An 11661-nucleotide genomic window follows, 5' to 3' on the forward strand; every position below is an offset into this window, starting at 1 on the left:
CGTCTACCATGATCGAATCCGTCGACAATTTCCTTGCACGCCTGCAACAGCGGGACCCTGGCCAACCGGAGTTTCACCAGGCTGTCGAAGAGGTGCTGCGCACCTTGTGGCCCTTTCTGGAAGCCAACCCGCACTACCTGCAAGCGGGCATTCTAGAGCGCATGGTCGAGCCTGAGCGTGCAGTGCTGTTCCGGGTGTCGTGGGTGGACGATCAGGGCAAGGTCCAGGTCAATCGCGGTTACCGTATCCAGATGAACAGCGCCATTGGCCCTTACAAAGGCGGCCTGCGCTTCCATCCTTCGGTGAACCTCAGTGTTCTGAAATTCCTGGCATTCGAGCAGGTCTTCAAGAATTCCCTGACCTCACTGCCCATGGGCGGTGGCAAGGGTGGGTCTGACTTCGATCCCAAGGGCAAGAGCGACGCCGAAGTGATGCGCTTCTGCCAGGCCTTCATGAGCGAGTTGTACCGTCACATCGGCGCCGACTGCGATGTACCGGCCGGGGATATCGGGGTAGGCGCCCGTGAGATTGGGTACATGTTCGGTCAGTACAAGCGTCTGGCCAACCAGTTCACCTCCGTGCTGACCGGTAAGGGCATGACCTATGGCGGCAGCCTGATTCGTCCGGAGGCCACGGGCTATGGCTGTGTGTATTTTGCCGAGGAGATGCTCAAGCGCCAGGGCCAGCGCATCGACGGTCGCCGCGTGGCGATCTCGGGTTCGGGCAACGTCGCGCAGTATGCGGCGCGCAAGGTCATGGACCTGGGGGGCAAGGTGATCTCGCTGTCCGATTCCGAAGGCACGTTGTACGCCGAAGCGGGCCTCACCGACGCGCAGTGGGAAGCGGTGATGACCCTCAAGAACATCAAGCGCGGCCGCATCAGCGAGCTGGCCGGGGAGTTCGGCCTGGAGTTCTGCAAGGGCCAGACGCCGTGGAGCCTGGCCTGCGACATCGCGCTGCCATGCGCGACGCAGAACGAACTGGACATCGAGGATGCCAAGGCGCTGTTGGCCAACGGCTGTATCTGCGTTGCAGAAGGCGCCAACATGCCGACGACCCTGGCGGCTGTGGACATCTTCCTCGAGGCGGGCATCCTCTATGCGCCCGGCAAGGCGTCCAACGCCGGTGGCGTTGCGGTGTCGGGCCTGGAAATGTCGCAGAACGCCATGCGCTTGCTGTGGACTGCCGGCGAAGTGGACAGCAAGCTGCATGGCATCATGCAGTCGATTCACCACGCCTGCGTTCACTTTGGTGAGGAGGAAGATGGCCGGGTCAACTATGTGAAAGGGGCCAACATTGCGGGCTTCGTGAAGGTGGCTGATGCAATGCTGGCCCAGGGGGTCGTCTGATTGGGTGAGGCTTGGCAGCCCATCGCCGGCTACTCGGGTATTGAGCGGCCTCGCCGGGCCGGCTGCGGTGGGCTATTGGCCCGCCGCTTCGATCTCGATGATCTCGATGGCCTGTTCACCGACAGGCCGGCGCCATGTCACTTCATCTCCCGGGGCTGCGCCCAGCAAGGCCCTGCCCAGGGGTGATCCCCAGTTGATCAGGCCACGTGCCGCGTCAGCCTCATCTTCCCCAACCAGGCACACCAGGTGTTCCTGGTCCTGATCGTCAATGAACCTGACGCGGCTGCCTATCTGCACTTTTTCGGTGGACAGGGCTGCCGGTACCACCTGGGCACTTTGCACCCTGGCGGCGAAATAGCGCAGATCCCGCTCGACTTCGGCCAACCGCTGTTTGTCGGCACGCTCGCCCTGGGCCTGCAATTCACTGCGCAACGTATTGAGTTCGGTCAGGCGCCGTTGCAGCTGGCGCAGGCCGTTGGCGGTGACGTAATTACGCTGGTCGCTGACACGCCGCTCGACCGGTTGGTCGGCCTGGGCGGCGGCTTGGTCTTCGTTGACGAATGCTCGGCTCATGAGTGCCTCCTTGTGCAGAAGACCATCATGGCAGGGGCGGGGTTTCAAGCGATGTCCACCTGCGACACCTTCAGCGCCAGGCGCGGGCGGCGCCGCGGTCTTTCTCCTGCTGCCACTGACGGTCCCGTTCGTCCCAGAAACGCTCGTGGTAGCGCTGCTGTTCGGCGCGCTCCTGCATGGCCTGGCATTGGCGAAAGCCATCGTCCCAGCCAGACTCGTACTGCCGTTCTTGAAGATAGCGCGGCACGTTCTTGCGAAAATCACCTGCTGGTACACCCGCGGCCTGACGGCCACTGCTGCACCCGTCCTCGAAGCCATCGGCGTAGGCAGGGGGATACCCCTGCCCAAGCATCTGCTCGTGAGTCGTTTCGCACCCCGACAGCAGCATCGCCACGCACAGACCCAACCAGAACCGCCCCATAGACCTTGCCCTCACGCCGTCCGGGTAAAGTCTAGAAGGCCACTTGTGGGCGTGCTGTCAAAACCGTGTCAAAGAAGGGTTGAGGAGGCCACAGGCCGCAATATCGCCGTAAACATGAACGCTTTCGCAACAGACCAGCCCATCAATAGTGATACCACTTCACTTCCAGCATCACCTCGTTCTGCGCCGTGGACAGGTGGCTGAACTGACGCGAGGCACTCAGGCGCAGCCCCAGGTTCTGGCTGATTTCCCACTGCTGGTTCAGGCTGACGCTTCGGCGCACCTCGCCATTGGTGAAGTAATCGCCCTTGGCCTCCAGCGTCATGTTGCCAAGCCCATTGCGCCACAGCAGCCCGCCATTGAAACCTGCGGCAGGCGCAATGAACTGCGCGAAGTCGTTGTGGTGTTCTACACGGACCGTGCCCAGTGCAAAGCCCAGCAGGTCATCACCCAGCTGCCAGGTGCCACCGGCGCCACCATTGACGTGGCTCACCAGCACCTCGTCATCGTGTTTGCCCGGCACTCGCTCAAGGCCGCCGGCCACTTGCCACGACCAAGGCTTGAGCAGTTCGTTGCGCGGTGTCAGCGAACGGATGGTTGCCAGGTCCAGGCGTTGCACTTGCCAGTCATTGCCTTCGTACTGACGCACTTTCAGTTGCAGGATCTCGATCTGCGCCCCCAGTGGGAAGCCGTAGGCGTTGTCGTTGAGATCATGGTAGGCCATGCGCAGGCCATACTCGGCATAGGCGCGGTCTTCTCGAGTGCCCACACCCAATTGCCAGGTCCGCGAATCATGACCGTCCTCGGGCAAGCCCGGGCGCTCGATGGCCAACGGCGGCGGCGGGTTGGTGTTGATCGCGCGTAGCAATTCGAAGCTGCGCTTGGCTTGGCCGGGGTCACGCTCCTGGCCATTGGCTCGGTAGCGCTCAAGGCGGTAGGCGGCGTCTTGTACCAAGGCCTGCCGCTCGCGGGGCAGTGCCTTGAATGCGGGGCTTTGCAATTGCGCCGTGTCGGCGCTTACAGCCAGCACCTGGCGTTTCTCGTCATGGTCCAGTGGCTCAGCACGCGCCAGCAGTTCGCGTTCGCGTGATGGCCGGTAGATTTCACTGGCGACCAAGCCCGATTGCTTCACCGCCTTCACGGTGTCGGTTGGTATGGCGGTCAGCGGGAACTGCGAGGTCAGGTCCAGGCCTGGCCGAGCCACCTGCAGCAACTCCAGCAGGCGATAGGAGCAGTTTTCGTCGAAGAAGAAGTAGTCGAACTGAATCTGTTTCAGTTCCCAGACGTGCTCGACCATGCGGCCAGTTTCTTCTGGCGTGAGGTCCAGCTGGTATTCCCACAGGTCGCGGTTTTCCAGGCTGCGGTATTCCGACAGTTTCTCCTGGTAGGGCATCAGCGCGAACAGCCCGGGATAGCCACCGGCCAACCCTTTCCAGGCATACAGAATGCTGTTGTCGCTGCCTTCGATGTACGCGCCGAAGTTGATCGCATAGCTGAGCAGCGTGGTGTCGTCACTGCGGGTAGTGGACTGGTCGATGCGCAGCAGCGTGTGCCCGAACATCGACGAGGGGCTGTTCAGGTAGGCAGCCGGGAAGATCAACGCGGCGCTGTGCGGGTCGATCGACTGGTACCAGGTCTTGAATTCCTGGCACTGGGGTTGCGGCAAATCCTGTAGGCCAAGTTGCTCTTTCAGCCAGCGTGTACGGGCCGGGAATACACATTGGGCGTGCTTGTCGCCCAGGCTTGCCGGAGCATACAGCGCCTGCACCGTCGCCTTCAGCTCACGGTCCGGGTGATGTGCGCCATCCTGGGCAAGGAAGAAGGCGTCATCGTCCACGTAGCTGCGCCAGCCACCGAGTTTGCCGGTTTCGTAATGGCCCAAAGCAATCCAGTAGGGGGTACTGGCCAATTGCTGGAGACGGCCTTGGTCCAGCATCGGCGCAGCATGAACAGGGGCGCAGAGCAACAGCGCCAGAGAGGCAAGGCGTTTGAGCATATCGGGCAACTACTTCCAGACGATGCCGAAGAAAGAGAGACCCGCCCCGGAACCGGGGCGGGAAACGCGCGTTTAGGCTTCGGTAGCGTACTTGGCCAGGCGTGGGTCGTTCTTCAGAACGGCCAGGGTGTTGCTGTGCACGGTTTCAGCATTGACGTCGGCGCTGCTGAAGATCTGGTTGAAGTGGTCGTGGGTAACCGATGCGAAGTGCGCACGGTCTTCCGGTGCCACGCCCAGTACCACGGCGTAGGTGGTCAGTGCTTCACCCTGACCCATGGCCATGTCTTCGGAAAGCTCGTTCATCATGCCGTTCATGGCGAACCACGATTTGCCGCCGTAGGTCAGTGCAGACTTGGTGGAGCAGCCGTTGGTGCCGGAGGTCATGCCGAAAGTGGCGTTACCGGAAGTGCCGTTGGTGGTGGAAGCCAGGAAGTGTGCCGGAGTGCCGCGCTGGCCTTCGAACAGCATGTTGCCCCAGCCGCAGTTCGGGCCGCCTGGCGCGTCGGCCATGGCGTTGAGCGAAGCGACGGTGAACAGAGTACCCAGAAGAATCCGTTTCATAGCATTTATTCTCTATTTGACTTAAACCAAGGGTCAGGTTTCTGGCAACTCGGGTGCCAGGTCGGGAAAGCATTTCACCCACCCGCGCAAGTTGGAGTTTAGGCATGTTCCAAAGGTTGCGTTACTGATTGCGAAAAATTTGCTTGTACAAGACACCGTCGCACCTGCGACATAAATCCCCAGGAGCCTTGCAACCCGCGCGCAGGCAGCGCCAGAATGCTGCGTATCTGCCCCGCCGAAGTAAGGAAACCCAATGCCCGATCCTGTCGCTGCGCGCCTGCGTCTTGCGCCTGAAGCCCTCACCCGGCGTTTCTCTCCCGAGCAGTTTGCTTTCACCAACACGGACGATCTGGAGCCGTTCCGCGGCGTACTGGGCCAGGAGCGTGCTGTCGAGGCCCTGCAATTCGGCGTGGCCATGCCGCGCCCCGGCTATAACGTATACGTCATGGGCGAGCCCGGTACCGGCCGCTTCTCGTTCGTCAAACGCTACCTCAAGGCCGAGGGCAAGCGTCAGCAGACCCCATCCGATTGGCTGTACGTCAATCACTTCGACGACACCCGCGAGCCGCGAGCCCTGGAATTGCCATCGGGCAGTGCCGGGGACTTCATCGCCGACATGAACGGATTGATCGACAACTTGCTGGCGACGTTCCCGGCCGTGTTCGAGCACCCCTCGTACCAGCAGAAAAAAGGCGCCATCGACCGCGCCTTCAACCAGCGCTACGACCGCGCCCTGGATGTGATCGAGCGCGCTTCGCTGGAAAAGGACGTGGCCCTGTACCGCGATGCCAGCAACGTGGCCTTCACGCCGATGGCAGACGGCAAGGCTCTGGATGAGGCTGAGTTTGCCCAGTTGCCTGAGCACGTGCGCGAACAGTTTCACGAAGACATCGCCCTGCTCGAGGAGCGTTTGAACGAAGAGCTGGCCAGCCTCCCGCAATGGAAGCGTGAATCGAACAACCAGTTGCGTCAGCTCAACGAAGAAACTATCACCCTGGCGCTTGAGCCTTTGCTGGCACCGTTGTCGGAAAAGTACGCCGAGAACGCTGCTGTGTGTGCCTACCTGCAATCGGTGCAACTGAACCTGTTGCGCACGGTGGTCGAGCAACTGGTCGAGGACAGCAAGACTGACGCCGTGGCGCGCAAGATGCTCGAAGAGCAGTACGCACCCAGCCTGGTCGTGGGCCATCATCATGACGGCGGGGCGCCGGTGGTGTTCGAGCCGCATCCGACCTACGACAACCTGTTCGGCCGCATCGAGTACAGCACCGACCAGGGCGCGCTCTACACCTCCTACCGGCAGTTACGTCCTGGGGCCTTGCACCGGGCCAACGGTGGCTTCCTGATCCTGGAAGCCGAGAAGATGCTGGGCGAGCCCTTCGTCTGGGATGCGCTCAAACGCGCGCTGCAATCGCGCAAGCTCAAGATGGAGTCACCCCTGGGCGAACTGGGCCGGGTGGCAACCGTCAGCCTCACCCCGCAGGTAATTGCGCTCAACGTGAAGCTGGTGATCATCGGCTCGCGTCAGCTGTATTACGCGCTGCAAGACCACGACCCGGACTTCCAGGAGATGTTCAGGGTACTGGTGGATTTCGACGAAGACATGCCCATGGTCGACGAGAACCTGGAGCAGTTCGCCCAACTGCTGCGCACCCGTACCAACGAGGAGGGCATGGCGCCCTTGACCAGCGACGCGGTAGCCCGGCTGGCCACCTACAGCGCTCGCCTGGCTGAAAACCAGGCACGGCTCTCGGCCCGGATCGGCGATCTGTTCCAGCTGGTCAGCGAGGCCGACTTCATCCGTCAGCTGGCCAACGACGAAATGACCGATGCTGGCCATATCGAACGTGCACTCAAGGCCAAGGCGACGCGCACCGGGCGGGTCTCGCAGCGGGTGCTGGACGACATGCTGGCCGGCATCATCCTGATCGACACCCAGGGCGCGGCCATCGGCAAGTGCAACGGGCTGACCGTGCTGGAGGTGGGCGACTCGGCATTCGGCATGCCCGCGCGTATCTCCGCCACCGTGTACCCGGGCGGCAGCGGTATAGTCGACATCGAGCGCGAGGTCAACCTGGGCCAGCCCATCCACTCCAAGGGGGTGATGATCTTGACCGGCTACCTGGGCAGTCGCTATGCCCAGGAATTCCCGCTGGCGATCTCGGCCAGCATCGCTCTGGAGCAATCCTACGGTTACGTGGACGGCGACAGCGCCTCGCTGGGTGAGGCCTGCACGTTGATCTCGGCCCTTTCACGCACCCCGCTCAAGCAGTGCTTTGCGATCACCGGTTCCATCAACCAGTTCGGAGAAGTGCAGGCGGTCGGTGGTGTGAACGAGAAGATCGAAGGTTTCTTCAGGCTCTGCGAAGCCCGTGGCCTGACCGGTGAGCAAGGAGTGATCATTCCACGCGCCAACGTGGCCACGCTCATGCTCGACGAACGGGTGCTGCAGGCGGTTGAGAGCGGCACTTTCCACGTGTATGCGGTCAGCCAGGCAGATGAGGCACTGAGCCTGCTGGTAGGTGAGGAGGCGGGTGTGCCTGACGAGAAAGGGCAGTTTACCGAAGGCAGCGTCAATGCGCGCGTGGTCGAACGGCTGCGCGAGATTGCCGAGATGATCAGCGAGGAAGACATCGAAAAGGCGGAGAAGGAGCGTCTTGAAGAAGTAATTGCGCAAGCTAAACCTGCTTGAGTCAATAAACCGGCGCTGGCGGCCAATGGCTACCGTTCGGCGCCGGTTTTCCATCTTTTGCTGGCGCTCTTCTATGCTGAACCAAGGACGCTATCAGTGTTCAGGATGAAGACAGCCCATTCACAGGGCTGAACAGAGCTTTCAGAGGACGCGGCCATGCGCAACCTCAGCCTTACACGTCAGTGCCTGGGCCTTGTGACCCGCATCGAATGCAGCATTCGGCCCCTGGCTGGCGATACTGGTATGTGGACATTGTTGTTCGCCGCCGGCATGGCCGGTGAACAACCCTCGGCAGTCAAGGCCCAGGGGCCGTTTCACGGGCCGCAAGTGGCCGAGTCCGTGCTCAATGCCATCGTCGACAGCCTGACCCTGCATGGGTATCAGCTCAACGAAGACCCGCCCATCTGGTGCCTGCACTTGCAGGCGCAGTTGCGGCGCATGAACGGCGAGCGCACCAAAAACCTCGGCGATTACCAGTTCCATCCTGAGACCTGAACAGGCCGGGGCAGTCATCCAGCTTTTGCTGCATGAGGCGGCTGGCTATACTCGCGGTCGTTTTTTCCAGCCACCTACGAGTCCTCATCCTCCATGGAACGTATTCTCGAAAATGCGATGTATGCCTCCCGCTGGCTGCTCGCCCCCATCTACTTCGGCCTGTCCCTGGGCCTATTGGCCCTTGCGCTGAAATTCTTCCAGGAAGTGGTCCATGTTCTGCCCAACGTCTTCGCCTTGAGCGAAGCCGACCTGATCCTGGTGATCCTGTCGCTGATCGACATGTCGCTGGTCGGCGGCCTGTTGGTCATGGTGATGATTTCCGGCTATGAGAACTTCGTCTCGCAGCTGGATATCGACGAGAGCAAGGAAAAGCTCAACTGGCTCGGCAAGATGGACTCCTCTTCGCTGAAGATGAAGGTGGCTGCGTCGATCGTGGCCATTTCGTCCATCCACTTGTTGCGGGTGTTCATGGATGCCCAGAACATCTCCACCGATTACCTGATGTGGTACGTCATCATCCACATGACATTCGTGGTCTCGGCGTTCTGCATGGGTTACCTGGACAAGCTCACCAAGCACTAACCACAACTTCAGCTGCGCGCGGTGGTCTGCCGCGTGCAGCGAGGTGCCTCTCGATATGCTAGGCTGCTCGCCCTTTTCATCAAGGGCGTGGCTGCGCTGCGCCCTGCAGTGGAGCATGACAATGTCCGAGATCAACCTGTCTACCGACGAAACCCGCGTCAGCTACGGCATCGGCCGTCAGCTGGGTGGCCAGCTGCGTGACAACCCGCCGCCAGGTGTGAGCCTGGACGCGATCGTGGCCGGCCTGACCGACGCCTTCAATGGTGCAGACAGCCGCGTCAGCGAGGCCGAACTGTCGGCCAGCTTCCAGGTTATCCGTGAAGTGATGCAAGCCCAGGCGGCCGCCAAGGCCGAGGCTGCAGCGGCAGCCGGCAAGCAGTTCCTGGCCGACAACGCCAAGCGCGACGGCATCGTCACCCTGGATTCGGGCTTGCAGTACGAAGCGCTGAGCGCAGGTGAAGGCGCCAAGCCATCGCGCGAAGACCAGGTGCGTGTGCACTACCACGGCACCCTGATCGACGGCACCGTGTTCGACAGCTCGTACGATCGTGGTCAGCCAGCCGAATTCCCGGTCGGTGGTGTGATCGCAGGTTGGACCGAAGCCCTGCAATTGATGAGCGCCGGCAGCAAGTGGCGCCTGTATGTGCCAAGCGAACTGGCCTACGGTGCCCAGGGCGTCGGCAGCATCCCGCCGCACAGCGTGCTGGTGTTCGACGTCGAGCTGCTCGACGTTCTGTAATACCGCTGGGGCCGCGTTGCGGCCCTTTCCCGGCTCGCTAGAACTGTCAGTTCCAGTCTGTTCCCACCGGGCGCAATGCCCGTGCATAGCAGAACAGAAACAGGTTGCGCACCAGCTCCTTCAGCACCCCCGGCTCATTCGAATTCAGCCCGCGCAGGTCCAGATCGCCCTGGTCGCGCAGTTCGTCCAGCGCCTCTGCTTCGAGCACCGCGCACACTTCACCGGTCTCCCGATGAAGAATGCGCAGATACGGATGAGGGCGGTCCAGCCAGGCATCGATCAGATAAGTCATGACTACTCTCCTTGGATAACTTTCCAATGAGAATAATTCTTATTATCAAAATAGCAAGAACCAATTGGCGGATCTGGGTGAAATCAGACCTTGCGCACGAATTCCGATTTCAGTTTCATCGCGCCAATGCCGTCGATCTTGCAGTCGATATCGTGGTCACCGTCGCACAGGCGGATGTTCTTGACCTTGGTGCCAACCTTGACCACCAGGGACGAGCCCTTGACCTTCAGGTCCTTGATCACGGTCACGGTATCGCCGTCTTGTAGCACGTTGCCGACTGAATCTTTTTTCACCACGTCGTCATTGGCAGTTTCGGCTTCGCCGTTGGCCGACCATTCGTGGGCACATTCAGGGCAGATCAGCTGCGTGCCATCCTCGTAGGTGTATTCGGAGTTGCATTTGGGGCAGGGTGGCAACGTACTCACTTCGGTTCCTCGAACAGACAGGCGGAAAAAGCCGCCATTGTAGAAGGTCTGGTTTCAGAAGTGATTATGTCCGGACAAAAGTCCGTAGCGGTTCGGGGACGAACCGCGTGTGGGGAAGGGCGTGCCGTCAGTGGGTGCGTGCGACCGCGAACTGGCTGAGCTCGACCAACGCATCCCGGTATTCGCTGGCAGGGAGCACTTCCAGGCACTCGATGGCGCGCTTGACGTAATCCTGCGCCAGGGCTGCGGTGTACTTGAGTGCACCCGATGCCTCTACGGCGGCACGGATCTGCTCCAGGTCTTCGAGGCCGCCTTTCTGAATGGCCTGACGCACCAGCGCTGCCTGCTCGGCAGTGCCCTCGCGCATGGTGTAGATCAAGGGCAGGGTGGGCTTGCCCTCGGCCAGGTCGTCGCCCACGTTCTTGCCCAGTGCTTCGGCATCGCCTTCATAGTCGAGCAGGTCGTCGACCAGCTGGAAAGCCACGCCCAGGTGGTCACCGAACATGCGCAAGGCCTCGCGCTGGGCCTCGGAGGCCTGGGCCAGTGCCGCAGCACTGTGGGTAGAGGCTTCGAACAGCATGGCGGTCTTGCCGCGGATGACGTCCATGTAGACGTCCTCGGTGGTGCTGGCATCGCGTACCCGCGACAGCTGCAGCACTTCACCTTCGGCAATGACCCGGGTAGCCCTGGACAGGATCTGCATGACCGGCATCGACCCCAGTTCGACCATCATCTCGAACGAACGGGAATAGAGGAAATCACCGACCAGCACGCTTGGGGCGTTGCCCCACAGGGCGTTGGCCGTGGAGCGGCCGCGGCGCATGCCCGACATGTCGACCACGTCATCGTGCAGCAGGGTAGCGGTGTGCAGGAACTCGATGGTGGCCGCCAGCAGCCGCAGGTCGTCGCCCCGGTGGCCCAGAGCCTTGCCGCACAGCAACACCAGCAATGGACGCAGGCGCTTGCCGCCGGCCGACGTGATATAGTCGCCGATCTTCGATACCAGCGGCACGCGCGAGGTCAGCTGCTTCTTGATGATCTCGTCGACGGCGCTGAAATCGTCAGCCACCGCACGGTAGAAGGTTTGGGGTTGCATCGGCTGCTCCAGTGAGGTTGCGCGGCATGCTAGGTTGCGGGTCCCGGTGTGTCAAGGCACGGTGCCGGTCGGTCGGGCGCTGCACTTGCAAGCAAAACCTGTGTTGCGTACAATCGCGCACCCTAACTTCCTGGGCAGCACCTGCCTTACGCAATTGCGCCGGGCCGTTCCAGCCCTGTGCAGCCATGCCAGCCAATACTCATCATATAAAGCGCTGGGTGAGCAGGATTATCGGAGAAATACCATGTCTTACGCAGTAATCGTTACCGGCGGCAAGCAGTACAAAGTCGCTGAAGGTGAATTCCTCAAGGTCGAGAAACTGGAAGTCGCCACTGGCGAGTCCGTGACTTTCGATCGCGTTCTGCTGGTCGCCAACGGTGAAGAAGTCACCATCGGTGCTCCAGTTGTTGCTGGCGCTAAAGTAGTAGCCGAAGTCGTTT

At 61.3% G+C, this 11661-nt stretch carries 13 protein-coding genes; 6 read left to right on the forward strand and 7 right to left on the reverse strand.

Annotated elements, in window-relative coordinates; genetic code table 11:
- The first annotated feature begins 8 nt into the window (after nucleotides 1-8).
- Nucleotides 9-1349 (forward strand): NADP-specific glutamate dehydrogenase, encoded by a 1341-nt coding sequence (gene gdhA, locus ACK59L_RS20615; protein WP_409275739.1) that lies wholly within the window; start codon nucleotides 9-11, stop codon nucleotides 1347-1349.
- Between the two features lie 72 nt (nucleotides 1350-1421).
- On the opposite strand, the gene ACK59L_RS20620 is transcribed toward gdhA, so the two are convergent.
- The 4 genes from ACK59L_RS20620 to ACK59L_RS20635 form a co-directional block, all read right to left on the reverse strand.
- A complete protein-coding gene (locus ACK59L_RS20620) occupies nucleotides 1422-1922 on the reverse strand; it encodes a GreA/GreB family elongation factor (protein ID WP_058638615.1) in 501 nt (166 codons plus the stop codon).
- Nucleotides 1923-1992: 70 nt separating this feature from the next.
- The gene (locus ACK59L_RS20625) at nucleotides 1993-2343 is read right to left on the reverse strand and encodes a hypothetical protein (protein ID WP_058603102.1); all 351 of its coding nucleotides are present in this window, start codon (nucleotides 2341-2343) and stop codon (nucleotides 1993-1995) included.
- Nucleotides 2344-2485: 142 nt separating this feature from the next.
- Complete coding sequence (locus tag ACK59L_RS20630) at nucleotides 2486-4339, reverse strand: DUF4105 domain-containing protein (protein ID WP_409275731.1); 1854 nt, start codon at nucleotides 4337-4339, stop codon at nucleotides 2486-2488.
- Nucleotides 4340-4411: 72 nt separating this feature from the next.
- Complete coding sequence (locus ACK59L_RS20635; RefSeq protein ID WP_023533283.1) at nucleotides 4412-4900, reverse strand: DUF3015 domain-containing protein; 489 nt, start codon at nucleotides 4898-4900, stop codon at nucleotides 4412-4414.
- Between the two features lie 253 nt (nucleotides 4901-5153).
- On the opposite strand from ACK59L_RS20635, the gene ACK59L_RS20640 reads away from it, so the two are divergent.
- From ACK59L_RS20640 to ACK59L_RS20655, 4 genes are all read left to right on the forward strand, one after another.
- Nucleotides 5154-7592: a Lon protease family protein gene (locus ACK59L_RS20640; protein ID WP_058603100.1), complete on the forward strand. Its 2439-nt coding sequence runs from the start codon at nucleotides 5154-5156 to the stop codon at nucleotides 7590-7592.
- 156 nt (nucleotides 7593-7748) lie between these two features.
- A complete protein-coding gene (locus ACK59L_RS20645; protein ID WP_027915475.1) occupies nucleotides 7749-8087 on the forward strand; it encodes a hypothetical protein in 339 nt (112 codons plus the stop codon).
- 93 nt (nucleotides 8088-8180) lie between these two features.
- The gene (locus ACK59L_RS20650) at nucleotides 8181-8669 is read left to right on the forward strand and encodes a TIGR00645 family protein (RefSeq protein ID WP_003247486.1); all 489 of its coding nucleotides are present in this window, start codon (nucleotides 8181-8183) and stop codon (nucleotides 8667-8669) included.
- Nucleotides 8670-8790: 121 nt separating this feature from the next.
- Nucleotides 8791-9408: an FKBP-type peptidyl-prolyl cis-trans isomerase gene (locus ACK59L_RS20655; RefSeq protein ID WP_409275734.1), complete on the forward strand. Its 618-nt coding sequence runs from the start codon at nucleotides 8791-8793 to the stop codon at nucleotides 9406-9408.
- Nucleotides 9409-9454: 46 nt separating this feature from the next.
- On the opposite strand, the gene ACK59L_RS20660 is transcribed toward ACK59L_RS20655, so the two are convergent.
- From ACK59L_RS20660 to ACK59L_RS20670, 3 genes are all read right to left on the reverse strand, one after another.
- Complete coding sequence (locus ACK59L_RS20660; protein WP_023533238.1) at nucleotides 9455-9700, reverse strand: hypothetical protein; 246 nt, start codon at nucleotides 9698-9700, stop codon at nucleotides 9455-9457.
- Between the two features lie 83 nt (nucleotides 9701-9783).
- Nucleotides 9784-10125: a zinc ribbon domain-containing protein YjdM gene (locus tag ACK59L_RS20665; RefSeq protein WP_196135601.1), complete on the reverse strand. Its 342-nt coding sequence runs from the start codon at nucleotides 10123-10125 to the stop codon at nucleotides 9784-9786.
- Between the two features lie 127 nt (nucleotides 10126-10252).
- Entirely contained in the window at nucleotides 10253-11221 is a 969-nt protein-coding gene (locus ACK59L_RS20670; RefSeq protein ID WP_196135600.1) for a polyprenyl synthetase family protein, read from the reverse strand.
- A 244-nt stretch (nucleotides 11222-11465) separates the two neighbouring features.
- Between ACK59L_RS20670 and rplU the strand changes: the two genes are divergently transcribed.
- On the forward strand, nucleotides 11466-11661 hold a 196-nt coding region (rplU, locus tag ACK59L_RS20675; protein WP_409275737.1), incomplete at its 3' end, for a 50S ribosomal protein L21.

This window comes from Pseudomonas sp. KCJK9111 (assembly GCF_046231935.1).
Lineage (GTDB): Bacteria > Pseudomonadota > Gammaproteobacteria > Pseudomonadales > Pseudomonadaceae > Aquipseudomonas > Aquipseudomonas parafulva_B.

What these genes read in the sequence shown, in the direction of transcription:
- ACK59L_RS20650 (WP_003247486.1), top strand. Translation starts at nt 8,181, where the DNA reads ATGGAACGTATTCTCGAAAATGCGATGTATGCCTCCCGCTGGCTGCTC.
- gdhA (WP_409275739.1), top strand. Translation starts at nt 9, where the DNA reads ATGATCGAATCCGTCGACAATTTCCTTGCACGCCTGCAACAGCGGGAC.
- ACK59L_RS20645 (WP_027915475.1), top strand. Translation starts at nt 7,749, where the DNA reads ATGCGCAACCTCAGCCTTACACGTCAGTGCCTGGGCCTTGTGACCCGC.
- ACK59L_RS20620 (WP_058638615.1), bottom strand. Translation starts at nt 1,922, where the DNA reads ATGAGCCGAGCATTCGTCAACGAAGACCAAGCCGCCGCCCAGGCCGAC.
- ACK59L_RS20640 (WP_058603100.1), top strand. Translation starts at nt 5,154, where the DNA reads ATGCCCGATCCTGTCGCTGCGCGCCTGCGTCTTGCGCCTGAAGCCCTC.
- ACK59L_RS20625 (WP_058603102.1), bottom strand. Translation starts at nt 2,343, where the DNA reads ATGGGGCGGTTCTGGTTGGGTCTGTGCGTGGCGATGCTGCTGTCGGGG.
- ACK59L_RS20670 (WP_196135600.1), bottom strand. Translation starts at nt 11,221, where the DNA reads ATGCAACCCCAAACCTTCTACCGTGCGGTGGCTGACGATTTCAGCGCC.
- ACK59L_RS20630 (WP_409275731.1), bottom strand. Translation starts at nt 4,339, where the DNA reads ATGCTCAAACGCCTTGCCTCTCTGGCGCTGTTGCTCTGCGCCCCTGTT.
- ACK59L_RS20635 (WP_023533283.1), bottom strand. Translation starts at nt 4,900, where the DNA reads ATGAAACGGATTCTTCTGGGTACTCTGTTCACCGTCGCTTCGCTCAAC.
- ACK59L_RS20655 (WP_409275734.1), top strand. Translation starts at nt 8,791, where the DNA reads ATGTCCGAGATCAACCTGTCTACCGACGAAACCCGCGTCAGCTACGGC.
- ACK59L_RS20660 (WP_023533238.1), bottom strand. Translation starts at nt 9,700, where the DNA reads ATGACTTATCTGATCGATGCCTGGCTGGACCGCCCTCATCCGTATCTG.